This window comes from Ruminococcus sp. NATIVEDY161 (assembly GCF_045819895.1).
Classification (GTDB): Bacteria; Bacillota; Clostridia; order Oscillospirales; family Acutalibacteraceae; genus Ruminococcoides.
Window position 1 is genome coordinate 1,028,415 of record NZ_CP162392.1, and the last position, 26,353, is coordinate 1,054,767.

The 26,353-nt window shown below is 38.7% G+C and carries 26 protein-coding genes and 1 pseudogene; 4 read left to right on the forward strand and 23 right to left on the reverse strand.

Annotation, left to right across the window (positions count from 1 at the left end):
* Positions 1-111: 111 nt before the first annotated feature.
* The 23 genes and pseudogenes from AB1I50_RS05010 to AB1I50_RS05120 form a co-directional block, all read right to left on the reverse strand.
* On the reverse strand, positions 112-1,947 hold the full coding sequence (locus AB1I50_RS05010; protein WP_407725126.1) for a hypothetical protein: 1,836 nt from the start codon (positions 1,945-1,947) through the stop codon (positions 112-114).
* A 175-nt stretch (positions 1,948-2,122) separates the two neighbouring features.
* Complete coding sequence (locus tag AB1I50_RS05015; protein WP_407725127.1) at positions 2,123-3,718, reverse strand: ArnT family glycosyltransferase; 1,596 nt, start codon at positions 3,716-3,718, stop codon at positions 2,123-2,125.
* 126 nt (positions 3,719-3,844) lie between these two features.
* Positions 3,845-4,329: pseudogene (locus tag AB1I50_RS05020) on the reverse strand (glycosyltransferase).
* Between the two features lie 45 nt (positions 4,330-4,374).
* The gene (locus AB1I50_RS05025) at positions 4,375-4,869 is read right to left on the reverse strand and encodes a KdsC family phosphatase (protein ID WP_407725128.1); all 495 of its coding nucleotides are present in this window, start codon (positions 4,867-4,869) and stop codon (positions 4,375-4,377) included.
* On the reverse strand, positions 4,866-5,843 hold the full coding sequence (locus AB1I50_RS05030; RefSeq protein WP_407725129.1) for a KpsF/GutQ family sugar-phosphate isomerase: 978 nt from the start codon (positions 5,841-5,843) through the stop codon (positions 4,866-4,868). The genes AB1I50_RS05025 and AB1I50_RS05030 overlap by 4 nt, the downstream gene beginning before the upstream one ends.
* Complete coding sequence (kdsA, locus tag AB1I50_RS05035; protein ID WP_407725130.1) at positions 5,843-6,616, reverse strand: 3-deoxy-8-phosphooctulonate synthase; 774 nt, start codon at positions 6,614-6,616, stop codon at positions 5,843-5,845. Before kdsA ends, AB1I50_RS05030 begins: the two co-directional genes overlap by 1 nt.
* A 7-nt stretch (positions 6,617-6,623) precedes the next feature.
* Positions 6,624-7,361 carry a 3-deoxy-manno-octulosonate cytidylyltransferase gene (locus tag AB1I50_RS05040; RefSeq protein WP_407725131.1) on the reverse strand — a complete coding sequence of 246 codons (738 nt, stop codon included), beginning with the start codon at positions 7,359-7,361 and terminating at the stop codon, positions 6,624-6,626.
* A gap of 2 nt (positions 7,362-7,363) precedes the next feature.
* A complete protein-coding gene (locus tag AB1I50_RS05045; protein ID WP_407725132.1) occupies positions 7,364-8,329 on the reverse strand; it encodes a glycosyltransferase family 2 protein in 966 nt (321 codons plus the stop codon).
* On the reverse strand, positions 8,322-9,305 hold the full coding sequence (locus AB1I50_RS05050; RefSeq protein WP_407725133.1) for a glycosyltransferase family 2 protein: 984 nt from the start codon (positions 9,303-9,305) through the stop codon (positions 8,322-8,324). Before AB1I50_RS05050 ends, AB1I50_RS05045 begins: the two co-directional genes overlap by 8 nt.
* Before the next feature lie 243 nt (positions 9,306-9,548).
* Positions 9,549-10,592, reverse strand: coding sequence for an IS30 family transposase (locus AB1I50_RS05055; protein WP_407723232.1), 1,044 nt, complete (start codon positions 10,590-10,592; stop codon positions 9,549-9,551).
* A gap of 88 nt (positions 10,593-10,680) precedes the next feature.
* A complete protein-coding gene (locus tag AB1I50_RS05060; RefSeq protein WP_407725134.1) occupies positions 10,681-10,857 on the reverse strand; it encodes a polysaccharide pyruvyl transferase family protein in 177 nt (58 codons plus the stop codon).
* The gene (locus AB1I50_RS05065) at positions 10,827-11,618 is read right to left on the reverse strand and encodes a polysaccharide pyruvyl transferase family protein (protein WP_407725135.1); all 792 of its coding nucleotides are present in this window, start codon (positions 11,616-11,618) and stop codon (positions 10,827-10,829) included. Before AB1I50_RS05065 ends, AB1I50_RS05060 begins: the two co-directional genes overlap by 31 nt.
* Positions 11,619-11,848: 230 nt before the next feature.
* Positions 11,849-13,087 (reverse strand): Coenzyme F420 hydrogenase/dehydrogenase, beta subunit C-terminal domain, encoded by a 1,239-nt coding sequence (locus tag AB1I50_RS05070; protein WP_407725321.1) that lies wholly within the window; start codon positions 13,085-13,087, stop codon positions 11,849-11,851.
* A gap of 1 nt (position 13,088) precedes the next feature.
* Positions 13,089-14,123 (reverse strand): polysaccharide pyruvyl transferase family protein, encoded by a 1,035-nt coding sequence (locus AB1I50_RS05075; protein WP_407725136.1) that lies wholly within the window; start codon positions 14,121-14,123, stop codon positions 13,089-13,091.
* A gap of 20 nt (positions 14,124-14,143) precedes the next feature.
* A complete protein-coding gene (locus AB1I50_RS05080; protein WP_407725137.1) occupies positions 14,144-15,427 on the reverse strand; it encodes an ABC transporter ATP-binding protein in 1,284 nt (427 codons plus the stop codon).
* A gap of 11 nt (positions 15,428-15,438) precedes the next feature.
* A complete protein-coding gene (locus tag AB1I50_RS05085; protein WP_407725138.1) occupies positions 15,439-16,314 on the reverse strand; it encodes an ABC transporter permease in 876 nt (291 codons plus the stop codon).
* A gap of 12 nt (positions 16,315-16,326) precedes the next feature.
* Positions 16,327-17,145: a 6-hydroxymethylpterin diphosphokinase MptE-like protein gene (locus AB1I50_RS05090; RefSeq protein ID WP_407725139.1), complete on the reverse strand. Its 819-nt coding sequence runs from the start codon at positions 17,143-17,145 to the stop codon at positions 16,327-16,329.
* Entirely contained in the window at positions 17,120-17,986 is an 867-nt protein-coding gene (locus AB1I50_RS05095) for a glycosyltransferase family 2 protein (RefSeq protein ID WP_407725140.1), read from the reverse strand. The genes AB1I50_RS05090 and AB1I50_RS05095 overlap by 26 nt, the downstream gene beginning before the upstream one ends.
* Positions 17,987-17,994: 8 nt before the next feature.
* Positions 17,995-19,086: a non-hydrolyzing UDP-N-acetylglucosamine 2-epimerase gene (wecB, locus tag AB1I50_RS05100; RefSeq protein WP_407725141.1), complete on the reverse strand. Its 1,092-nt coding sequence runs from the start codon at positions 19,084-19,086 to the stop codon at positions 17,995-17,997.
* A gap of 21 nt (positions 19,087-19,107) precedes the next feature.
* Positions 19,108-19,296 carry an LbetaH domain-containing protein gene (locus AB1I50_RS05105; RefSeq protein ID WP_407725322.1) on the reverse strand — a complete coding sequence of 63 codons (189 nt, stop codon included), beginning with the start codon at positions 19,294-19,296 and terminating at the stop codon, positions 19,108-19,110.
* Between the two features lie 13 nt (positions 19,297-19,309).
* Positions 19,310-19,873: an acyltransferase gene (locus AB1I50_RS05110; RefSeq protein ID WP_407725142.1), complete on the reverse strand. Its 564-nt coding sequence runs from the start codon at positions 19,871-19,873 to the stop codon at positions 19,310-19,312.
* A gap of 82 nt (positions 19,874-19,955) precedes the next feature.
* Entirely contained in the window at positions 19,956-21,002 is a 1,047-nt protein-coding gene (locus tag AB1I50_RS05115) for an IS30 family transposase (RefSeq protein WP_407725143.1), read from the reverse strand.
* Positions 21,003-21,094: 92 nt separating this feature from the next.
* Positions 21,095-21,565 (reverse strand): nucleotidyltransferase family protein, encoded by a 471-nt coding sequence (locus tag AB1I50_RS05120; RefSeq protein ID WP_407725144.1) that lies wholly within the window; start codon positions 21,563-21,565, stop codon positions 21,095-21,097.
* A 304-nt stretch (positions 21,566-21,869) separates the two neighbouring features.
* Between AB1I50_RS05120 and AB1I50_RS05125 the strand changes: the two genes are divergently transcribed.
* The 4 genes from AB1I50_RS05125 (at position 21,870) to tnpC (ending at position 26,132) form a co-directional block, all read left to right on the forward strand.
* The gene (locus AB1I50_RS05125) at positions 21,870-23,132 is read left to right on the forward strand and encodes a transposase (protein WP_407723105.1); all 1,263 of its coding nucleotides are present in this window, start codon (positions 21,870-21,872) and stop codon (positions 23,130-23,132) included.
* Between the two features lie 689 nt (positions 23,133-23,821).
* Entirely contained in the window at positions 23,822-24,151 is a 330-nt protein-coding gene (tnpA, locus tag AB1I50_RS05130) for an IS66 family insertion sequence element accessory protein TnpA (protein ID WP_407723759.1), read from the forward strand.
* Entirely contained in the window at positions 24,145-24,498 is a 354-nt protein-coding gene (gene tnpB, locus AB1I50_RS05135) for an IS66 family insertion sequence element accessory protein TnpB (protein ID WP_407723760.1), read from the forward strand. The genes tnpA and tnpB overlap by 7 nt, the downstream gene beginning before the upstream one ends.
* Before the next feature lie 59 nt (positions 24,499-24,557).
* Positions 24,558-26,132 carry an IS66 family transposase gene (tnpC, locus tag AB1I50_RS05140; RefSeq protein ID WP_407725145.1) on the forward strand — a complete coding sequence of 525 codons (1,575 nt, stop codon included), beginning with the start codon at positions 24,558-24,560 and terminating at the stop codon, positions 26,130-26,132.
* Positions 26,133-26,353 lie beyond the last annotated feature (221 nt).

Sequence of the window (26,353 nt, forward strand, 5' to 3'; positions counted from 1 at the left end):
AACTATGAAAGAATCTGTTTTATCGAAATATATGTGTTCTTTAAGCACCAAATACTCCTCACATTTCAACAAAAATCAATAATGCTAAATTTTAATTTTAAAACCATTAGTTCATTTATTTACTACACTTAACACATATACATCTTCAAACTCTCCATCTACTGAAAACTCACAATTCACACCATAATGTGCCTTAAAATATGTTTTGTATTTTTCTATTTCATCTTTTCTCAAGAGCAATTTCCCTTTGGGGTTATTAATCATATATTCGAATAGATTATTCGTATTAAAAGCTTCTAGCTTATTATGGTAAGTTGGTGAATAAACAGACCAACCAAAAGAAACTAGGTTGTTAGGGGATTTGGATGGCGTAAATAATGGATTATTATAATTTTGCAATTCAACCCCGGCTCTTTCATCTATAAACAAGGTTTCATTATTCTTTACAATATAATTTCGTATCTCTGTTCGTTCATTTACTACCAATGCTTCAGATTTATAAATAATTACAGATGAAAAAGCACCTATACACAGGAACAGAACACAAGAAATACATTGTATAATTTGCTTTATATTGGAATGCATAAATCTATATGAAACATTATTGTAATCCATCATTCCCAATAATATGATTATTGTTGGAAAGAAGATATTAAACGCAACTCTAAAATTCAGTCTGACTAAAGTCATATAAAGGATCAAGGACATACAGGTAATAACAACCAGAGACATTTGAAAAAAATGATATCTATTAAAGATAAAACCGGTCACTAATACAAAAAATACAATTGGAATAGCAAGAATAAAAATATAGTTCAATCGAAACAGGATAAAATATGGTACAAATGCAGAAGCTACAATAAATGGAAAAACATATTTTATTATGTTTCTGAACTTTATTGCCAAAAATGCTATTGATAATAAACCAAGAAAACCAACCACTAAAAAAGCAAGCTTCCATCCATGCATAAAACTACTTAATCGATCATAAATACATCTAAAAAAGTAACGCTTTCCATACCATTTTTCGTTAGAGAAATCACTAATTTGTTTAAGTTTTTCAGCATTAAAAAACCCCGTATCCGTTGTGAAATTATGTAAAACATCTAAATCATTCTGTGATGTGATCCCTATTGATTTATAAGAGTCTTCATTACCGCTAAACGGTGGAATAATATAATCGATACAATCCGAACGATAAGAATTATACGATTGATAATCAGCAAAGTCATCATCACTGTACAAAATACTATTTGATATTAATTGTAGTACCTGACAAAGTCCAATGATAAGTATTATAGAAATAAATACATTTACATATTTCTTTATGTATCGACTGAAATCCTTATCATACTTATTTTTTATAAAATCTATTAGCACAAAGGAAAGAAAATAAACACCAAATATCAAACATATAGGCAACAAACATGCAAAACGAATAAGTGCACCAAGTATGCAAAAAGCACAAGCAATGGACAAAAAGAGGACTCGCGATTTAATTGTTTTCCAAATCAATACCGAACTGATGCATAAAAAACCAGTTGCAATAAGCACTGTTGATGTTTGCGACCACTGAATAATAGTCACAAACTGGCTTATGAACAATACGTTATATCCTAAAATAATAAACGTAGAAAAAAACCTAGAATACTTTTTTAAAAAGATATAGTTTAAAACAAATACTGCAGAAAAGTTTAAAATAATCTGAATTACAACAAACCAATTTATTCTACCGTAAATTTTGTAAAGAAGCATTATCGGATAAGAAAAGAATATACTCATAAATAAAGATTTGCCATCTCCTTCAGCTAATTGCTGTGAGATGAGATAGTCGTCATTTGTTGAGTAAAAAATATGAAATCTATTGATTGCAAAGCAAAGCATTACCATTTTTATTGCAAACAATAATGCTACGATCACAGGATGCTTATATTTTTCTTTGGACATATTCATTCATTACCTTTCTTGACTGCACACAAAAACACGTTTATAAAAAGACACACAAATTAACCTGACATTATAATTCAAATGTTATTAATGGAAACAGTTCAATCATCCATAACAAACCAACTTCATTAACAAAACTAAATGAATTCTCAGTAATCCGTTATTATATTTTTTATTAACAATTATTCTTTACTTTCTGTTTACAGAAGATTCTATTATGTAGTTTTTTAGAATTATCCATAAAGCCATCTATACAAAAGATTCCTATACAAAACATTATAATTTGCATATGGCTAACATACTTAGACATCACCTCAAACAAAATCAACGCCAAAGTAATACCGATAATCATCATCATAAACTGTACTAATGGCAAACATACTGGATTAGTTTTACAATCCTTCTTTTTTTGTACCGAAAGCAAGATAACAGAGCAGAGCGTAATAAATGTCAAATACGAAATTAAAACAAATACCTTATAAATTATTCCGTGCATACCGTGAAGAATAAAATCATTAACTGCTCCCCCTTGCTCATACGCAAAAGACAAAAATACGGTTCCCCATAATGATTTCATTTTGGAAAACAAATGCCCAGGTATTAACCATGGAGATTTCAAGAACTCGTCAAGTCTACCTTTAACCAGATTTATCTGATACTCTTTTGCTTCTGAAGAATCCTCAATCTCTGAGTATTTTTCAAACGTATCTCTATCCTCTTCATTCCAAGTTCCCGGCTTATCCGTGTTCAATCCAATATAAGCAATCCAAGCATATGGCAAACGATTCTCAACGCTTCTTTCGATTCGTTCATTTTCTCCTTTAATATATTGAACATGATCATGAACAAAAGTATCACAAATATTTGACACAATAAAAAAACAGATAAGAATGCAGAAAACACTTGACAAAAGCTTAAGAATTCTTTTCCAAGCTATCCTATCACGGAAAAACAATATAATAACTAATAAAATATATGATGCTATGACTACCATTCCACCTTGATTTATCATTGCACCAAATGAGATCAGAAGCGCAGAAATAATAATCATCAATATTTTAATAAATATATTAAATTTTCCATTTATCGCTTTCAAAAAAAACCAAAGCGAAAGGACATAAAAGAACAATAATGCCGTCTCATGCACCAAAAGCTGAGTTTCAAAAAGGCCAACCGGCAAAACATTAAATATCAACAATCCCAAAAACGCTTTATTTTTTCCTACATATGGCCTTATTATATCAAACAATAGTATAGTAATGAATGCAAATAAAACAGATAAAAAGGTAGTACATACTTTTGAGTCATTGCCGAAGATATAAACTAAGGGGGATAAAAACCACCCATAAACCACAGTATATGGAAACATTAAGGCATATGCTATATTATCCGTTATTGTTCCTTTTTCTGCCAGTTGTGTCGCGTATGAAAGATACATCTTCATATCAGGATGAAGATTGGCATTATTATCTAACAAGAATACTAGCAAAACCTTAGTTACTAATACGAAAAAGAAAAGGAAAACAAACATCTTTGATATCGATATCTGATTAAGTATCCCCTTTAATCTATATACCTTTTGAAATAGATTTTCACCAAAAATACAGAAAAAAGCTATTCCAAATACCACAATACCTATTATTAAATATTTCATCCACCCTGAACTAATTATCTCGCTAAATCCCCATATGCTTGCCAATAGAACAAACACAACTATAGCAAAAAACATAACGCTAATTGCTCTAATAAGAAAGTTAGATATTTTTTGCATGCTGCACCTCGTGTCTATTTAATCATTGCGAAAATTATCCCTTGCTTCGGCAATCGCTTTTGCTTTTGAAGGATAAACATAATCTAAAACATATCCCATGATTACTCCTTTGTTTATAGTTCTATCTTATTTAAGTTCATCTATATACTTCCCGTCTAATACATCTTTCAAATACTGCCCATACTGGTTCTTCTTCAATACATACTCAACAGTTGAAATATTATACGTATCAAAAGTAATGTTATCTTCATTTACTTCGCATTCTTTTGACATTACAATATCCGCAGACTCTTTTTCAGCAATACCAATTAGAATCTCATACATCTGCGGATGAATAAGATCATCATTATCAACAAACGCTATATAATCACCCTGCGCAATTTTTAATCCAGAGTTTCTTGCCTCGCTCACACCCATGTTTTTTGATGTAACACTTTTATTCGGCTATCTTTTAGGCTCCATTCGTCGCACAATTGGCCGCTGCTATCTGTACTACCATCATCAATCAACAATAATTCAAAGTCAGTGAATTCTTGACATAAAATATTTGATATAGTATTACTTAAGTATCGCTCTGCGTTATATACCGGAACAATAATACTTATCTTCATAATACCTTCTTATGGTTTATTGATAGATTCTATGATGCACCTTTATCAAATAATTACTGAACAATTACACCTGTTTATCATTTGTTTGAAAATATCAATAAACTCCCTTACAGTACCTTCTCCGCCGTTTTTCTTACACACAAATTTCACTTTCCGCTTAACTTCCTCAACCGCATCCGCTGGGCAAGCAGTCACTCCGCAATACTCGATACACTCCAAATCATTTAAATCATCGCCTATGTAGGCAATTTCTTCGGGAGCAGTGTTATATTTCTCAGCAACCCTCTTCAACTGAGCAAGCTTATCCCCAACCCCTTGATAGAGTTCGGTGATGCTGAGTTCTTTAGCTCGGTTTTCAACTATCATCGACTTTCTACCTGTAATAATAACAGGAACAATACCCATTTCAGGGAGCATATGGGCGATGGCGTAGCCATCCTTGACATTGAAAGCCTTCATCACTTCGCCGTTTTCGCCCATATAGATTTTGCCGTCGGTGAGGGTGCCGTCTACATCCATGACTAAGAGCTTTATCTTCATCTGACAATACCTGCCTTAAAAATATCCTGCATAAGAATTGTGCCGACGAGCTTGTTCTCCTCATTCACAACCGGCATACAGGTGATTTTTTTGTCGCTCATGGTTTGCAGGGCGTTGACTGCCATTTCGCGGTAATCGACGGTTGTCGGATTCTTTGTCATGAGGTCATCGACAACGGCGTTATAAACATCTACATTCTTATCAAGCATGCGTCTGAGGTCGCCGTCGGTGATAATACCTTTGATGTTGTTCTCATCGTCAACAATCGTCACCATACTTAAACCCTTTTTGCTCATCTCTACAATTGCCTGATGGAGCGTTGAGCCTTCCAAAACGACCGCGTCCTCGTCGCCTGAGTACATCAGATTTTTCACCTTGACAAGCAGCTTTTTACCGAGTGCGCCTGCAGGATGGTGAAGTCCGAAGTCATCTCTGGTGTAGTTAATCGCTCTTGAAGCGATGACTGCCAAAGCGTCACCCAGAACGAGCAGCGTTGTCGTGCTTGAAGTCGGAGCAAGGTGCAAATAGCACGCTTCTTCAAACTCCGGGAAGAAGAAATGATACTGACACTCCTGCGCCAAGGTTGACTGCGGCTTGCCGGTAATGGCTATCGTTGTGCATCCGATTTCTTTGAGCACCGGCATCAAGCGCGTAACTTCCTCACTCTCGCCGCTGTAGCTCATCAGCATGACAACGTCCTTTTTCTCCACCATGCCGAGGTCGCCGTGCATGGCTTCGCCCGGATGCATGAAGAAGGACGGAATGCCAAGGCTCGCAAAGGTCGCGGACATTTTCGTTGCAATGTGACCGGGCTTGCCCATTCCCGTGAGAATCAGCTTGCCCTCGCAATCGAGAATCAGGTTGAGAATCGACTCAAAATCCTTGCCGAGTGCGTCGCGCGTTTTTTGGAGCGCTTCGATTTCTTTATCAAAAACTTTTTTCGCTTCGTTTATGTAATCAAACTTTTTATCCATTATTCATTCACCGCTTCGTAAACTCTTTGAAGCTTTTTCAGTAATTCTTCCATTTCGCCGAGCGGCACCATGTTCGGACCGTCAGATTTTGCGTTATCGGGATCGGGATGTGTTTCCATAAACAAGCCGTCTACGCCGACTGAAACCGCCGCCTTCGCAAGATATTCGACATACTGTCGGTTGCCGCCGGTGCTGGTACCGTTGCCGCCGGGCTTTTGAACGCTGTGCGTCGCGTCAAAAATCACCGGAACACCCATATCCTTCATCACGCGCAAGCCGGTCATATCGACGACAAGCGTGTTGTAACCAAATGTCGTGCCGCGCTCACAGAGCATGACGTTATCATTACCTGACTGGCGCACCTTTTCCACGCAGTTCTTCATATCCCACGGAGCAAGGAACTGCGCTTTTTTGATATTGATACATTTTCCGGTCTTTGCCGCTGCGACAAGCAAATCGGTCTGACGGCAGAGAAAAGCCGGGATCTGGAGAATATCGCAAGCTTCCGCCGCTTTTTCTGCCTGCCACGGCTCGTGAATATCAGTGCAAATCGGGAGATTGTAAGTATTCTTCACCTTTTGAAGAATCCTCAGTCCTTCCTCAATGCCGGGGCCTCTGAAACCGCTGATAGAAGTGCGGTTTGCCTTGTCGAAAGAAGCCTTAAAGGTATAGGGAATGCCGAGCTTGTCCGTGATGTCCTTCATCTGCTTGGCAATGGAGAGCACCATCTCCTCGGACTCAATAACGCAGGGACCTGCAATTAAACTGAACATATGTACTTCACTCCGCCATGTTATGCTCAATCATATAGCGCTCAACTTGCACTCTGTCTTTGGGAGTGTCAACGGAGAGCGTTTTGCAATGAGCGTTGATGTAGTAGCAATCCTTGCGGTTCTCGATAAAGCGGAAGGAATCGTTTTCCTCGATTTTCTCAACAGGACCACGCGGCGTATCATGATAATATTCGAGCGCTGCGTGCGTGAACGCACCTACGCCGACAAACTTCTGATAGGCATAATTCATCTCGCCCTTCGGGAACGGAATCGGTGCGCGTGAAATGAACAGGCAGATACCGTCCTTGTTGGTGACGATTTTCAAATTGGTCGGGTCGACAACCTCAACCGGATTGGAGAAATCGGTCATGAGGTTGGACACATAGAAACCGTCCTCCGGGATTGTTTCGGGAATACACTTCACAATGTCCTCCGCAAGCACCAGAGGCTCATCACCGTTGACCATCACATAGAGATCAGCGTCAATTTTATGCGATACCTCCCACAAACGCTCGGTCGCCGTTTCGCAGTTATCGGAGGTCATGATAACCTTCGCACCGAAGCCCTCAGCGACGGATTTGATTTCCTCGCTGTCGGTGGCGACATATACCTCGTCGAACACCGAGACTTCTTTGCTGTGCTTCCAAACCCAGTAAACCATAGGCTTGCCGCAAATTAACGCCAAAGGCTTGTTATTAAATCGTGTCGACCCGCCGCGTGCGGGTATCATTCCGATGATTTTCATGGTTATTCTCCTCGCAATTTCTTATACAGCAAAAAAACATTAAAGCTATGTAAAGACAACATCGTTTTCAATTTGTTATTGCAACTATTTTCGCTTGTATTCTTTAGTGCATGAATAAACGCACTGTCCTTTAATATATAATTACCGTATCTTACTTTTTCTTTATAATCCGAATTACTCAAATCGTCTAAGCACTGGTAAAATCTAAAAAAGTATTCGTCAATAAAAGCTTGCTTGTCTCTTTCAGACACTACCTCTAGCCTTGGAAAATACAGTGTTTTCAAAGTATCATAATAGAACAAATCAGTTTTTCTCGACAAACTATCGCAATTATCATCATTCCAAAAATAAAGTCCTTGCGCAATATGATAAAAGCTTTTGCAATGTTTTATATACTGAATATTAAATAAAACATCCTCGCCAACAGATATATTTATTGGAAATCTAATATCGAATTCATTTATAACATCTTTTCTATATATTCTATTCCAACAACTATGAGAATAATTATTTGTATAATACATATAATAGTTTTCTAAACTGATTATTTGGTTTGTGCTTATGCTGTTTAGTTTATGAAGTATACATCTATCAGTAACAGAACTAAATGTATAATACTCACAATTAACCCAAGAGTTACAATTATTTTTAATCCCATCCAGCAAAACCAGAATCCAGTTTTCGTCTACATAATCATCGCTGTCGCAAAACATGATATATTCACCTTTTGCAATTTCTATACCTTGATTACGCGCAGCAGAAACGCCTTCGTTTACCTTGTCTATCATAACGATTCGACTGTCTTTTGATTCATACTCTCGTAAAATATCAATGCTATTATCTGTGGAACCATCATTGATTAGTATGAGTTCAAAATCGCGGAATGTTTGATTAAGAATACTGTCAAGGCAACGATGTAAATACTTACTTGAGTTATAGACAGGAACAATAACGGAAGCTTTACACATTCTTTTTTCCTTTTTGCTTTTTTATCTGTGATATTATTAACCAATAATACTTCATTAATGTAGGATATGCGTATTCATAATACATTGGAGTCTTTTTTATTGAAAACCCAACTTGGTTTTTGTACTTTTTTAAGTGCTTACTCAGTTTCTTTCTCAATAAACATTTATAATGCCTATTCTCATAATCGTTATCTATTGCCTTAATGTGAATGCTACATGTATAAGCGATAGAATCTAAAACTTTTGCATACGCTTTCTTGAATCTGTTTTCTTTAAAAAAAGAAAGTTGGTTATCAAAAGCTTCAAAAGCATCCAGACGTCTTGTTGTCCAAGATACTTTTGTAATTCCAGCATTGTTAATAAAATATGAATACAACGGCTGATTCACAAAAGCGCAGTTTTCATATTGGAACAACAACTTATATGTCGTAAACTCATCCTCATGCAGTTTGCCAACCGGATAACGTATTTCCCGAAACAATTCTTTTTTATAAAGCTTCCCCCATGCGACAACAGCGTTGATATTATGCTCGCAAAAGAAGTCTTCTGAATTTACAGTAACTGCTTGTAAATCGCTATCATCAACTTTCGGACTATCTCCTGTTGTTTCTTCATAACCGCAAATGCTAATCTCACAACCGGTTTCTTTTACCGCATTGTAAAGTGTTTCCAGGTACTTAGGATGAATCCAATCATCGCTGTCGATGAATGTTATCCATTCACTATCACTATTGGCAAAAGCCCAATCGATTCCGGCATTTCGTGCGTCAGACAGTCCGCCGTTTTCTTTATGAATCACATGAATTCGGTTATCTTTCTCTGCATATTCATCGCAAATTTTTCCGCAATTATCGGGGGATCCGTCATCGACAAGAATCAAATCAAAATCTGTAAAGGTTTGAGTGAGAATGCTCTCGATACAGCGATGTATGTATTTTTCAACTTTGTATATTGGTACAACTATGCTAATTAACATATCGTTTTATCTCTTTCGCTAGACCATCATAGCGCTTCAGCAAAGGCTCGCTATCAAATGTACAGTTCCCCATTTTTGTGATTCTTGGTAAAAGAGAGAGGACTTCTTCTATATTGGTTGAATATTTAATATACGCAAATTGCAATAGCAAGTTGAAACAAATTTAACGTTTGTATTAGAATGTCGTGAGTTTCTTGAGAGAGGAGCGTAGCGACGAGTGAGAGAAACTCACGACGGCGCGGCTCAAGCTGCCCTGTATATCCTGTCGAGTTCCTGCTCAAAGAGTTCCTCCGGAGTATGATACCCGAGTATCTTTCTGGGCAGATTGTTGATTTTGTCAGCAAAAAAGAGGATATCATCAGCACTGTAGTCATCTATGCTCTTCCCTTTTGGAATAAATCTGCGAAGCATTTTGTTGTGACATTCATTTGTTCCTTTCTCATAGGAAGAATACGGATGAGTAAAGTACACTGAAATCCCTTTTGATTCAACCTGAGAAAGATTGGCAAACTCAGATCCGTTATCTCCGGTTATGCTCTTGAACACTTCGTTATATTTATCTCCGAATTGCTCAATTAACCCGGATAGAGCTTCGTCTATAGCTTCAGCAGAATGATCTCTTATTTTCAGCCATATTGATTCACGATGCTTACGCTCAACTATTGTCATTACCTGAGATTCACCCTCTGTTTTTCTGCCGATAACGCTGTCAATCTCCCAATGACCGAATTCTTCACGAGTATCAACATCATCAGGTCGCATTTCAATACTGTTGCCGAGATTTCGCTTGTTTTCTCGGATTCGGTTTCCTTTGGTGTTACGCTTTAGCTTTTCAGGTAAATCTATATTTTTGATATTTAGCAAACCTAAATCAACGTAGTTGTACAGCGTTTTCGTGCAAACCATTTGTTTATCAGTATACAGATGATTTGCTTTGGCGTAACCTACGCAAGCATCAAGCGACCAGCCTTCTTCACGGAATTTCTTTTCAACATACTGAAGAAAACCGACCACTTCAAGACAATTGATATTTCTGCGGCTGTTTTTGCGACGTTCAAGGTAAACTTCCTTACCCTTATCTGCTTTATATCTCGCAACCTTACCGTTATACAAATATACAGTACCTCGTTCAACTTCATTTCTGATGGTATTGTATGGTCTGCCAAGGTGTTTGGCGATAGCATAAATTGACCAACCGTCTTTAAGTCGAACCTCTATTTCGTGTCGTTCTTCTGATGTTATGTGTTGAAATTTCTTGTGCTCCGTGTTACAATTGGAATTGTCCATAGTGATGATTCCTTTCGAATTGGTGTGTGGTAACTCAATTCTACTACAGAATCGTCGCTGTGGACTCTTTTATTTTATTGTTTCAACTTCATTTTACAACGCGCGAATATTTAATATATGGCAAATACGAAATCCAATTGTATGTACCGCTAACCTTATGATGATTATTGCTTAACGCAATACAAGGAGTTCCTGTAATCGCAGCAAAAACCATTCCGTGAAGTCTGTCAGTGATTACAAATTCCGCGTCGGCAAACTCCTGCATTTTTTTCTAACAAGTTCCATACGGTTTTCTTTTGTTACCGGTTCATCAGAATACATATCTGTAGTACGGAAAACAAAGCTATTCTCGTTCAAGTAATCAACAATCGCTTGTCTATCTTCATCAGCCATAGCTTTCTCTGCGTCATTTCGAAAAACCAGCAAACCGCCTGATCTCTTTGTGACCGTAACTCCATAGTCATCCATAGTTGTAGATAGAACAATATCCGGTGTCAGTAGCTTTGCAGGATTGCGGTAGAGAGTTTTTAATCTATCAAAGGATATTTGCTCTCTGGCAACTATGGTAAGCTTTCTATGTTTTTCATAATGCTGTTTCGATGCTTCAATTGCCTTTCTTCCTTCTTCATCTTCAGTAAAAAATACTGTCTGAGGAAAAATAACTATTGGATTATTTGGAAATGCATCAATAAACCGGTAGCGAAACTCTTCTTCATTAGGCCATAGATTTCCCAAGTTACCTCCGCCAATACCACAAATCAAATGCCGTTTATTGATATATCTGCTAAACAATCCTGCATATTCGATATACTCACTTTGAGTAAACTTTTTGATATTTGACCTGGGAAAACCACATTTTTCAAGAAACAGCATTTGTGCGATTGCAATTGCACTGTCACCAAGATTTGTATACTCCGGGGTACCAATAAAGAAAGCTTTCCTCCCTAATGGAAATCGAAGCAACTTATAATAGCGATAGTTGATGAATATTCTATTTTTTATAGATTTAATATGGTTTAATATCACCAAGAACCATCACGCTCACTTTATGAGTTTGTGTTTAATAGCCGAGGCCTTTCCTCTTATTTTTCTGTAAACCTTGTGATCAGAATTGATCTTCCATTTTTTATATGCACCATATTCTTTGTTTGATTCATTCAGTTTTGAATTTAAAAATGAATACATCTCATCAGAATACCAGTTTGATCCCTTTCTACACCTTAAGTTTGCTATTACACTAATAAAAGTCTTACTATTCATTTTATCTTTTTTAATTTTTCATATAGCTTATTACCTAACACTCGTCGAAACACCCTATTAGGTAAATGTTTTCTTCTATCATTTTTATAACTCTTTATCTGTTGCTCTCTAAATTTGAACCATTCAGGAATTTCTTCGGAATACATATATTTTTCTATTACATATTCAAAACTATTAGAATGAACGTCCAACCAAAATTGTTCTCTGTTTTCTGCTGGAGGAAAGCAGTGCGATAATGCCGGATTTCCCTGTACAGCTTGCTCGACATCTCGAGCAAAATATCTCATTTGATGTTTAGCTTGCTGAAATAAAACATCCCCATTACTACTATTTATCATTATCATTGAGATTCCCTTATCATCGTCATAATCTTTTTCATTAGTAGACTGATAACCCCAAAAATCCGCTAATGTTACATCTGCAATTCTCTGGTTATTTGCATAATGACAACTATGACATGACGGTCTTAAAAATAGATTCCTCAAGAACCCTCTAGCAAAAGGATCTTCATATGTATTTTTCTTATAAACAAACCCATTTTGGAATTCCACGCGCATTCCAAACACATACCACCCAGGCTCTTTATCCCTAAAATACATTTTATTCACCTTTGATTTGTACTGTTTTTCAAGATACTCAAGGTATTTTGAATAAATCTCAGGCGATGGAACACCATGGCACACTAAATCAATTGTAAATAATTGTTTTTCGTAACGATTACCAAGATATGAATATAAACCGTCAATCTGACAAGGGGTTCCGGAAAAAAGAACAGGCATTCCATTTAATATGTCATCTTTTACTTGACTGAAGGTGTTTCCAATATAACTTTGCACATATTTAGAACCTCTTAATTGTTTCAATTCGCTTTTCTTGGTTATACGTTTATGAATCACCTTATTATCCTTATCAAAACCTGCACCGTACACCACGCCATTATTGCTCATGATTTCTTTTGCAAATGCTGTGAACGCGCCACCCGAAGTACTTCTTCTGCGTAATCTACGATTCTTCATCCATCCAGCATATACTTTTTTATCATAGTTTTCTTCACTTCTTTTAGAATTCATTTGTGGGCATACTTTTGCACATGCTCCGCATTTAATACAATTATCCTTAAGAATTATTGGGTACAAGAATCCTTCCTCATCTTGCTGTAAAACAATTGCTTTTCGCGGACAAATATTTATACAAGCCATACAGCCTGTACACTCACTTTTTTTACACAACTCCATTTTAGTCACTCTCGATAATGCTTTTTAATTTGTCGTAGTAATTCTCTTTAAAGTACGAGGGAAGTCGATACTGATAATCAGTTTGGTAAATACGTGCAACTTCATCAGGAATACTAGAGATGTCTGAAAGGTATTTAACATATTCCTTGTAACTTTCAGGAAACCAATCCACACCAGAACTCAACTTATGATCCGATGAAGGAATAACTAATACCGGAGTAGCAGCAATTAATGAAAAAATAGTTCCGTGATAGCGATCTGTAATAACAACTTTATACTTAGCGTATTCGCTCCATAAATCCTCTAATATTTTTTCTCTGTTCTTCTTGAATTCATTTGGTTCTATCTTTAAGGTAGTGTCAGTTTCAGTAACCTGATCTATTTTTCCTAGATCAAGTTTAAGTTTTTCCCGTTCATCAGCCGTCAAAACTGCTTCTTTGTCATTGCGCAAACATAGTAAAATACCCTTACGAATGTGGTTATAGTTTCTCTGTCCAATCATTGATGTTACAATATCAGGGAACAAGTATAAGCGGCTATTATAAAATAGATGTTTAGCTTCTTTATAGGACACAGAATCTCTGCAAAAGAAGAATAAATCCTTATGTTGATTATAAATTTGAATAGATTTATTCTTTTCTTTCTCTGTAGTATAATTTATAGTTTGAGGCAAAACAATTATTCTATGATTTGGAAATGCTTTTATTACTTGGCGCTGAAGTTCTTCTTCCAACATGTATAAGTCGGTAGTATGATATCCACTATGCAAGAATATTAAATCTTTAGCTTTAATTATCTTTTTTATTCGTCTTATAGGCTCATAGTTCAAATAGAATAAGCCTTGCGAATCATACCATCTAATTTTATAATCCGGATAATGGTTTATTATCCATTTTTGAATACAATATGATTGAGCTTGATCCCCTGCATTACTGTGGAAGGGTTCTCCAAATACAAAAGCGTTTTTTGACAAAACAAGAGACGCTGTTTCTTTTGCGTTATACTTTATTTTTCTCAATTGTGTTTGAATAGCCATTGTTTGCTCCTAATAACCAATTAAAGAATCTGAATTTTGGGAAACATGACAAAGCCCCACCAGTTTGGATGCCATTGCATTTTATTATTACTATCTATATGTATAATTTTTTCAAAAGTAAAAGCGCAGTTTACAACATCATGTAATTGATTATTACCATACCGATCCACAGTATATGCAGTTAAATCCACGAAATATTTTCCGGGGGCTAGCCAATCTGTCGGCACCAACAAAACTGTTTTGTTGATGCCCGGAACCACTTTTATCGAACAATCTGTCGTTGCCATACCCGCTCTAAGATCGTCGATTGAATGAATTGTCCAACGAAACGCAAGATTATCAAACGCACTTGTAGATTCATACTCAATACTTAATTCGATTTTTTCATCATCATAGAATATAGGATAGTCCTCTTTCTTTTCGAAAATAGTTTTCTTGATTATAATACTCTGATCGATATCTTTGCGCTCGCGCACATTGCTATATTCATTCACAAGATTCATTTCTTTAGTGGAACTAATGTATCTTTCAATAGCCTTCTCTACATCACCTTGAAAAACGACTTTACCTTTATCAAGTACAATACATCTATCGCACAAGCGTCTGATTGTATTCATATTATGACTAACATATAATACTGTTCTTCCTTCTTTTGTGGCAACCTCTCGCATTTTATCAAGGCACTTTGTTTGAAACGCCATATCGCCAACAGCAAGCACTTCATCCATAATCATTATTTCAGAATCGAGATGTGCAGCAACCGAGAAAGCAAGCTTAACAAACATACCACTGGAATATCGCTTGACAGGGGTATCAATAAAATCGCGCACTTCGGAAAATTCGATAATCTGCTCCATCTTTGCGTCGATTTCCTGTTTCGTCATACCGAGAATGGCACCGTTCATGTAGACATTTTCACGTCCGGTCAATTCGCCGTTAAAGCCGGTACCAACTTCAAGCATAGAAGCGATACGACCGTAGATATCAATTTCGCCTTCTGTGGGTGCGGTTACCTTAGAAAGCAGTTTAAGAAGTGTACTCTTACCGGCGCCGTTGCTACCGATAATGCCGACAGCTTCGCCCTGATAGATTGTCAAATCAATGCCGTTAAGCGCCATAAAGGTTTGCCCTTTAATGCGCTCGCCCTCGCCGATTTTGGTGTTGGGATCTTCTTTACCGCGAACCCTCGCCCACCAGCTCTGTAAATCTGCTTGCAGGGTTCCGCCGCCGATTTGGCCGAGACGGTACATCTTTTTGACGCCTGATACCTGGATAGCAACAGGTCTGTTTTCATTTGCTGACATATTACCCTCCATCAAACCGTATCCATAAAGGTTCTTTCAACCTTGTTGAAAACCATAATGCCGAAAATGACTACAACAATTGTAAATGCCCATGAGATTGCCAGATAAAGCGGCTCAATTGTTCCCTTGCCGATGACAGCAAAGCGGAACATTTCAACCGGCATTGTTACCGGGTTAAACTTAACAATCGTCTGTATCCATTCTGCATGGAATTTTTCAGTAAGCTGAGAAAGCGGGTATACAATAGGTGTTGCGTACATCCAAAGCTGTACGCCGAATCCAACTAAGACAGACAAATCTCTGTACTTTGTCGTCATACTGGAAATGATGATACCAAGACCCATTCCCATCATGCCAAGATGAATCAACGCAATCGGAATCATCCAGAATGCCCACCAATTCGGGGAAACTTCTCCTTGAAAAACATAGAAAACGATAAATAATAACGCGACTGCAAACTGAATCAAGAACTGAATCATCGAAGACAAAACATTGGAAATCGGAGTTGTAAGGCGTGGGAAATACACCTTTCCAAACACAGCCGAATTTGCAGTAAATGTGGTTGCGTTATTCGTTACACATGCAGCAAAAAACGTCCATATCGCAGTACTAGGCAGATAGAATGCCATTTGCGGCACTCCATCAGTACCCATTCCGGCAATACCGCCAAATACAAAAGCATAAATCAAGCTGGTGATGATTGGGTTTATTACCAACCATGCAGGGCCTAAAACCGTTTGCTTATAAGTCACTACAAAGGAACGTTTGGTAAAAAGCCAAATCAAATCTTTATATTGCCAAACTTCTTTTAGCTTTAAGTCAAACCATTTGTGCTTTGACGATATGTGAGAATGATACTTTTGATAATTAGCATGAATATCTGCCATTATTAAACCACCTTATATGTTATTGATTACTTCATCAAAATCCACTCGCGGGAAAACTTCGAGCTTTCCACCGCGGGTTGCATTATAGACTTCAATGTTCTTTTCATCGCAGAACTTTTTCATAGAAATAAAAGCGCGTGTGCTTGCGTCTATATTAGGAACATAGAGTTCTGCTTTGTCTTTGTTGTATTCATCGGTGAAATAATCTTTGACTGATGAATCACTAATAATTTCACCTTTGTCATTTTTCCATGTGCTAAAATTATGATCTACGCCGATTAAATATATTTTTTCGAACCCCATATAGACTGCCATTTGAGCGGCAGTGACAGCTACGGTTGTGGAATCACCAATAAACTTGGAAATATCTTCTTCCATAACAGGATACTCGGTTCTTTGCGGGTTCAGATTAAAAAACAATGCGTTGTCAATATTCACGTCATGATAGAAATGTATGAAAAGCGGAATAAACTTATATTTCAAGTCCATCTGATTAACTGGTTCCACACAATTCTTAAGAGTTTTCTCGTCTTGGGACACATAATACGTCGGACGCCAGTTTGTATGATCGAACATTAGGTAAATACGATTAAACGCAAAGGTCGGAAGGTGCCTTTGATAAAGCTTCTCTAAATCTTGTGCTGTCAGACTTGGCCCATTTCCAATAATGAAACATGTTTCTCCATTATGGATATTCTTAAATTGTTTCAGTTGTTTAGCGTATTTACTTTCCGAAAAATGGCTGAGGATATACCCTTTTCTTCTCTCCTGAATAGATTTAATCGGATGCAACTTATCACCGTCTTTACTTGGTCTTAAAGGTTCGAACAATTTTATTTGGAATTCTGTGTTTCAGTAAATAATATGTATTATACAATTTAGCTTTGCTCTTATAACAATCTCGCTCTTCAGGTGATGTTCTGGTTTGTCTTAATCGATGCAAGTTGGAATACAAATAGTATTTTTGAAGAACGGAAAGCCTCCCATAGTCAGGCAAGTGTTCGAGAATCACGCTTTCACAGCCTCTGTTAATCTTATCCGTTTTCTCGGTACTGGTCAGTGTACCGTCATGCCACCTATACTGATACAAAGCATCCGGAATATTTGAAACAGGAAATCTTGCAAATATTCTCAGCCAATAATCATAATCTTCCACCAAAAACTTATTCGGATTATACTCACCAATTGCTTCGTAAACTTTTCTAGTGTACAGGAAGCACGCGCCTACAAAGTTACCGCCAATGATGGCGTTTTGATAATCTTTTGGAGCAGTCCAAATATCGACTATCTTTCCTTCGGCATTAATCACATCACAGGTTGCAAATACAAACTCGGTTTTTTCTTGCTTTAAGGTGTTAACCATCTTTTCTATAGCAACGGGTAAATATTTGTTGTCATCCGATGTCCAAGTAAGATAATCACCCTTCGCCAAAGAAAAACCTCTGTTTAAACTCCTCGGTAACTTAAGGTTTTGCTCATTCCGATAATAATGAATTCTATTATCTTTAGATAAATAGCTTTTTGCGATTTCAGAAGATGAATCTGATGAACAATCATCAATGATAATCAATTCCCAGTTTTGATAGGTTTGAGCAATAATGCTGTCTATACTTTCTGCCAGAAAGCGTTCTCCGTTATATACCGGCAAAACAATGCTTACTAGTTCGTCCAAATAATCACCTAATTACATAAAATATCTGCTATTCTCTTGCAGGCAAACCCATCACCATACGGATTGCTCGCCTTGCTCATTTTTTCATATTCAGCTTTATCGGTTAACAGCTTCTTGAACTCTTGATAGATAACCTCTTCGTCGGTGCCAACAAGCTTAAGCGTACCCGCTTTTATACCCTCGGGTCTTTCGGTTGTGTCGCGCATTACAAGCACAGGTTTTCCAAGAGAAGGAGCTTCTTCCTGAATACCGCCACTGTCAGTAAGGATCAAATAACTGCGTGCCATGAAATTATGAAAATCTAACACATCAAGCGGCTCAATGATATGGATTCTATCATCGTCGCCGAGTTCTTCATCCGCAGCCTTGCGCACAACCGGATTCATATGTATCGGATAAATCACCTTAACATCAGGCGTCTCATCTACAATCCTTCGAATTGCACGAAACATTCGGTGCATCGGTTCGCCAAGATTTTCCCGGCGATGAGCTGTCAGCATAATCAATCTGCTGCCGTCAGCCCATTCCAATTCAGGATGTTTATAGTTCTCGCGCACTGTCGTTTTTAGCGCGTCAATTACTGTGTTGCCGGTAACATAAACCGTCTCCGGCTTTTTTCCTTCTCTCAAAAGATTTTCCTTAGAAACCTCTGTCGGGGCAAAATTATACTGTGAAATAATACCAACAGCTTCACGATTAAACTCTTCCGGATAAGGAGAATAGATGTTGTATGTCCGTAATCCCGCTTCGACATGTCCGACGGAAATCTGCATATAGAAACACGCAAGCGCCGTTACAAATGTCGTGGAAGTATCGCCGTGAACCAAAACTACATCCGGCTTTTCCTGCTCCAATACCTCTTTGATACGGTTTAAAATACCTGTGGTAATATCAAACAGCGTCTGCTTGTCTTTCATAATGGAAAGGTCGTAGTCAGGAACGACATTGAATATTTCAAGAACCTGATCCAGCATTTGACGATGCTGTCCGGTGACGCAGACTTTTGTTATGATGTTTTCTCTCGACTTTAGTTCGTTAACTAAAGGACACATTTTTATTGCTTCCGGTCTTGTGCCAAAGACTACCATGATTTTTTCCATTTATACTCTTGCCCTTATTGATTATCTCTCCATTGTCCATCGCACGTTATCCTTAATAACCCTTGCAGGATTACCGACAACCACAGTATTTTCGCGTAGAAACTGTTTAGTAACAACGCTTCGTGCACCTACAATAGTGCCGTCAGGAAGAACGCTTCCTTTTAAAATGTTCACTCCGGTTCCAATCCAGACTCTATCACCTATTGTAATATCTTCTTCATTGTTAGTTCTTTTGTTCTAACATATCATCAGGCAAAGATGCCAAGAATTCAATTTTTCTTTGCCTTCTATGTCCATAATCCATATTTATTGAAATTCTCTTTTTTTTGTTTTTAAAATCTTCAAAATCACATATTTTTCTTGCAGGATTACCAGCAATTACAACATTACCCTCGCGAAAACTTTTTGTAACAACGCTACCACTACCGACTATAGTATGATCTCCCAAAGTTACCCCTGGCAAAATAATAGATTTAGCACCAATAAAGCATGAATTTCCTATTTTAATTTTGCCAAAATAATCTGTAACATCCAAATCACATTTAATAACAGAGTTATCATGAGTTAGCAATGCTGTATCATAAGCAATCGTAACATTATCACCTATTTCAACCAAACATGGTTCTCCTGGCATTTCACAATAAAACTTAAAGTTTTTACCACATTTTCCTCCTAATTTATTAAACTGTTCAATTTTCAATTCGAGTATTTTTTCTTCATTGTTTTTATAGCCGTACCATAATTTTCTTATTTTTTTAACGCAAATTGCAATAGCAAGTTGCAACATTTTTTGAGTCTGTAGTAGATCGCCGCGAGTTTTTCGAGGGAGGAGCGTAGCGACGAGCGAGGAAAACTCGCGGCGACGCGGCTCACGCGGCAGCATATATGCGGTCGAGTTCCTGCTCGAACAGCTCTTCCGGGGTTCTGTAGCCCAGAATCTTTCTGGGCAGGTTGTTGATCTTATCCGCAAAGTAGAGGATGTCGTCAGCGCTGTAGTCGTCAATGCTTTTGCCCTTCGGTATAAATCTGCGCAGCATTTTGTTGTGGCACTCGTTAGTTCCTTTTTCGTAGGACGAATACGGATGAGTGAAATATACGGCTATGCCTTTTGATTCAATCTGAGATAGATTAGCGAATTCGGATCCGTTATCACCGGTAATGCTTTTGAATACTTCATTGTATTTATCTCCGAACTGATCAATCAGAGCGGATAGCGCCTCATCTATCGCTTCGGCAGAGTGATTTCTCACCTTGATCCATATGGACTTTCTAAGCTTGCGCTCGACTATTGTCATCACCTGAGATTCGCCTTCGACCTTCCTGCCGATTACACTATCGATTTCCCAGTGTCCGAACTCTTCTCTGGTATCTACAATATCGGGACGCTGCTCAATACTATTGCCGAGTTTTCGCTTGTTTTCTCGATCTTTCTTGGTTTTAGTCTTTCTCGACAGTTTCTCAGGCAAATCGATGTTCTTGATTTTAAGCAGACCTGAATCAACATAGTTATACAGCGTTTTGGTACACACCATTTCTTTAGAGGAAAACAGTCCGTTGGCTTTTGCATGACCTACTGCGGCGTCCAAAGACCATCCTTCATCGAAAAACTGATCTTCAACATATCTGAGAAACTTTGCAGTTTCAAGGCAACGGTAATTGCGGCAGCTGTTCTTGCGATGTTCACGATATGCTTCCTCGCCTTTGTCAGCCTTATATCTGGCTATCTTTCCGTTGTAGAGATATACCGTACCACGGTTGATCTCGTTTTTGATTGTGTTGTATGGTCTGCCAAGACTTTTGGCGATTGCGTAGATCGTCCACTTGTCCTCATTGAAGCGCACTTCAATTATGTGTCGTTCTTCAGAAGACAGGTGTTGATATTTCTTGTGTTCCGTGCTACAATTAGGGTTGTCCATAGTGATGATTCCTTTCGAATTGGTGAGCGCAAACTCAATTCTACTACAGAATCGTCACTGTGGACTATTTATTTTATTGTTGCAACCTCATTTTACAATGCGCCAAAAATTTGTTTTAAATAATTGTCAAATATTCTGAATTCTTCTGTGTTTCGAGCTGTAACTCGAACACCTAGTAAATCAGTAATAACAAGTCTATATGTATCCTTCGAAAGATTTCTATATTTTTCTCCGATAACAGTGTTAGCATAATACTTATCTCTTCTGAGAATAATTTTCTGTATTAAGCTATAAATTTCTTTTACCCTTGCCGCAACGGAATAAACATGAGGAAACTCTTTTAACAAATCATTAAACTCTTTTTTGAGTTCCATAAGCGGATTTTTTTCATCTTTAATCAGTATTGAGTAATCAGAATAAATCTCTTTGCACAGATTATAAGTATGCTGTTCCCCGAATCCGAATTTCAAATCCAAAGCATCCAATCTTTTTATTTTTGCGTTGATCTGTTCATTTGATAATAATTTTTTCCACAGATTATCCCAACTTGGAATTTCAGGCATTGCTACACAACCCTAACTATTTTTGTATTTCTACAAATCACTTTTTAATACACGAATTTTAAAATATGAAGCACATATTCTGCCGTATTATATATTATAGTATACTTAAAGCTAAAAAGTCAATATCATTTTCACTAATTTAAGTTTCCCCAAAACGCAATCGTGAATGTTGAAAAAATGGCGTGGTTAAGGGAAAACTCGGCAATAAAAAAATGAAAATCGGGTAAAAAAAGAAGTGCAATAGCGCTCGAAAAATGGTATAATTAAATTGGAACAAAACCATACCAAAGGAGCGTATTGCACTATGTTGAATTATAACACACTCAACGGTAATTTGAAAAGGGGTATTTTGAATTATTCTCAAAAAATTTCAAAAGGCTTGAACCGTCCTGATAAGAAATTCGTAACAGATATGTTGTACGGAACGCTTGCCTCGGGAAGCTGTATGCTGTCTGAAATCAGCCGCAGCCTGCATGAAAACATCAAGCTGATCAAAACAGTCAACAGATTGTCGAGAAATCTTGCGGATTTTGAAGCAGCAGACGCCGAAACCGTGCGTGAAAACTATCTCAAAGCAATCAAACGCCGGTATAATGATGACAGCTTGATAATTGTCGATGGTTCCGACATCACCAAGCCCGCCAGCAAACACCTTGAAAAGCTCTGCGAGGTACGCGACGGCAGCACAGGTGAGATCGGGATCGGTTACCATACTATCGGCGCAGCGGTTCTCTCAAGCGAAAACAAGCTGCCCTTCGGTATATACAGCCGTATCTACTCAACCAAGGATGAAGACTTTGTCAGCGAAATCGAGGAATATCTTGATTGCTTTGAATATATCAGCAGACACTTTTCCAAAGACAATGTCAGGACGATGGACAGAGGCTTTGACAACAACAAATACTACCGTTACTTTATCAGAAACAACGAAAAGTTCATTATCAGAGCCAAAAAGAACCGTAATGTTATCTATAATGGAAAAACCGAAAACATCATGTCTGTCGCCAATCGCTTCAAGGGTAAATACAGCCTGAGATTCAAGAACAAAAGCGGCAAACAAGTAGACGTCAAAATCAGTATTATTTCGATTCAACTGCCTAAATACAAAAATGTTGAATTACAATTAGTGGTTGTATACGGTTTCGGCGAGGGACCAATGCTGTTGATCACCAATCTGTCATCGGACGATAAACGAATCGGGATTTCGGTTTGCAAGGCGTATTTGATGCGCTGGAGAATCGAGGAATACTTCAAATTCAAAAAGCAAAAATTCGATTACGAGAATCTGAGGGTGCGTTCTCTGCAATCTATCCGTACTCTCGATTTGCTTCTGACGCTTGCCATCGGTTATATTTCCATGCTGTCCGACAAGCCGTTCTTTACCCGTATGCGCTTTGAGATCATCGAGGTTTCAAAGCGTCTGTTCGGAGCGCCTGATTTCGTCTATTACGCCATCGCAGACGGTATCTATGAAACCTTGAAGTACGTCAAGTCGGGGCTGAAGCGCCTGCTCGCTATTCCCACGCCTTCACCTCAGCTTTTGCTCGCAGGTTTTGGGGAAACTTAAACATTTTCAATAAATAATTTACAAAAAATTGTGAATATTCTACATTTTTCACTGCTTAATTTCACTTGCTTTTGTGTCCACCTAAAAGTTTCGTTCCATCAATACCCCGTCAAATTCTTTAACATTTTTTGTCTTAATGTATGTTTTTCTCGGCGGGATTCTGTGGTCCGAATACAGTTGAAATAATATCTTCCCGAGTATCTGAATTTGATGGGTACGCCCTTCTGTGAAAGAGTGTTTTTCCCTTTCTTATCAGGGTTGATATTCAAGATAGTCGCGGATAGTATTATAGTTTCAAACCAGCGTCTGCGGCAGTTATTTCTTTGTTTCATTTGACACTTGTCTTGCTCCGGTTACCAGCACACACTTGAATGTGCGATCCAAATTCTTAATGATAGCTTCAATATAGCGCTTGACACAATCCATCATTTGTTCCTCCTGTTTCGACAAATTCTGAATCCAATTCATCTGCCATCATTATAACTCTAAGGAGAAAAAATCTCAAGTGAACAGTTGTAAGTCAAATGCGTATTTCCTAAAACATAAGTAACCGTCAAATAAAACACCGTATTGAACTCTGCCCGGTGAATGTGAGAAAATATAAGCAAAAACGAAGTGTGCGGTTGTAGTCAACTGTATTCGAACGGAAACAATCGTATGCAATCGCACACAATTGTACGGGGTGGATCATGTCAAAAGGCATACAAATTATCAAGGAAAACAATAATCTTGCAGAATGGTCACGGCAGGTTGAAGAGTGTCGCAACAGCGGACTGAGTGTGCGCTCATGGTGCGAGCGGCATCAGATCGCTGTCAGCACCTTCCACTATCGCCGGCAGAAGGTTTGGAAAGCGTTGCAAAATAGTTCTCAGTTTGTCGAAGTCCCGCTATCCTTCGATGAGAGCCATAATAACAACATCGCGGCGTCGGTAAAAATCGGAAGCATCTGTGCTGAAGTGCATAACGGCGCAGATGAAGCTACACTCGCCGCACTGTTTCGCATACTCAAATCATGTTAAGCGATTTCAGCGGAGCAAAGGTCTACCTTGCCTGCGGCTACACGGATCTTCGCCGTGGTATCGACGGTCTGGCGACTATCATTGAACAGCAGTTTAAACTTGATCCGTGTTCCGACGCACTGTTCCTGTTTTGCGGCAGACGGACTGACAGAATCAAAGCGCTCTACTGGGAGGGAGACGGCTTTCTTTTGCTCTACAAGCGGCTTGAAAAGGGTAAGTTCCAATGGCCTCGTAGTGAGAATGAGGCGCTCGGTATTACTCCTCAGCAGTACCGCTGGCTGATGGAAGGACTGAGTATCCGGCAGCCGAAGGCACACCGGAAAATGGAGAAAATAAAGTTCGGATAATCGCTCATAAATCCGCATAAGCACTGGACTTTTCAGCGTTTTTGTGGTATAATAATATCATGAAAAACGAAGTAAAAAGCAGTGAAACTGTAACGATTTCTAAAGCTGAATATGAGTCGCTGAAATCTCACTGCGCTCAGCTCGAATCCGAATTGAACTGGCTGAAAGAACAGCTTTTGATCAATAAAAAGAAAACCTTTGGTTCAAGCTCAGAGCGTATGGAAGATCTCTATGCAGGTATCTCTCTGCTTTTTAACGAAGCGGAGCTAATAGAGGACATCGGGAATAAAACTGCTGAGACAACAGTCAAGGAGCATACCCGAAAGAAAAAGACCGGCTGCTTCGACAAGCTTCCCGAGAACGTTGAGACCTACACCGTGGAGCATGAACTCAGTGAAGAAGAACGCAAATGTCCCGAGTGCGGTGAAGAGATGGAGGTTATCGGTAAAAAGGTGACCAAGCATCTGGAGATAATTCCTGCAAAAGCAGTCATTCGTGAGGATGTGTACTTTACCTACGCATGCAAAAAGTGTCATGAGAATGAAGCAGATACACCGGTCTTCGAAACGCCTCAGCCGAATCCTGTCATCAAAGGAAGCTTCGCTTCTGCTCAGGCGATCGCGCATCTGATGACGCAGAAGTTTGTGATGCACTCTCCGCTATATCGCCAGGAACAGGAATTAAAGCAGAAGGGCATTGAATTGTCGAGACAGACGATGTCAAACTGGTTCATCACCGCGTCAAAGCTGTGGCTGGAGCCGCTGTATGAGAAAATGAAAGAGCTGCTCCTTAAAGAAAGCATTCTCCATGCGGACGAGACTACCTTACAGGTGCTCAAAACAAAGGATAAGCCGACAGCGACCAAGAGCTACATGTGGCTGTACCGGACAAGCGGATGTTGCGAAACGCCGATTGTTCTCTATGACTATCGACCGAACCGCAAGGCGGAGAATCCCGAGAGCTTTTTGAAAGAGTTCAAAGGTTATCTGCATACAGATGGCTACAAGGCATACCGCGGGATTGAAAATGTTACGATCGTCGGCTGTTGGGCGCATGCCAGAAGAAGATTCTGCGAGGCGCTGGAGGTTCTGCCGGAAGCACAACGCAAGGGTTCGACGGCAGCTATCGGTCTGGATTACTGCAGTAAGCTGTACGCGATTGAAAAGAAAATGAAGGACGAAAGTTCAAAAGATAAACTAAAAGAGCGACAGGAGCAATCGAAACCGCTTCTGGACGCGTTCTTTGCGTGGGCAAAATCTCTTCGGAACATCGCGCCGAAGAGTAAGCTCGGCAAGGCGATTAATTATCTGATCGAGGAAGAGCCATACCTGCGCCGTTACATCGAGGACGGCAGGCTGGAAATCGACAACAACCGCGCCGAGCGCAGCATCAAACCGTTTGTTATCGGCAGAAAAAACTGGCTGTTCGCCAACACACCGTCGGGCGCCAAAGCAAGCGCTACCGTTTTCAGCATCATCGAAACAGCGAAGGAAAACAGATTGGATCCTTACGAGTATCTCAAGTTCATATTCACAAAAGCGCCCAACCTGAAGAAAAATGAATCCATAGATACCCTCCTGCCGTGGAACGCGCCGGATGACTGCCGCTCTAAATCGGCATGTTCAACTGAATAAAATACCCTAAAATAATCTCATCCGCCACAGTACCAACCGGTATCTGTGGCGGATGTTTCTTTACCTCATTTGACGCTTACAAACATAATCAAACACAATAATTGTGTTTGTGAAAGATCCAGCAAAAGCGCAACCTCACGTTCAAGTTCATCAATGAGATTTATTATCTCGCTCTGTTCGTAACCGTCAAATAAAACACCGTATTGAACTCTGCCCGGTGA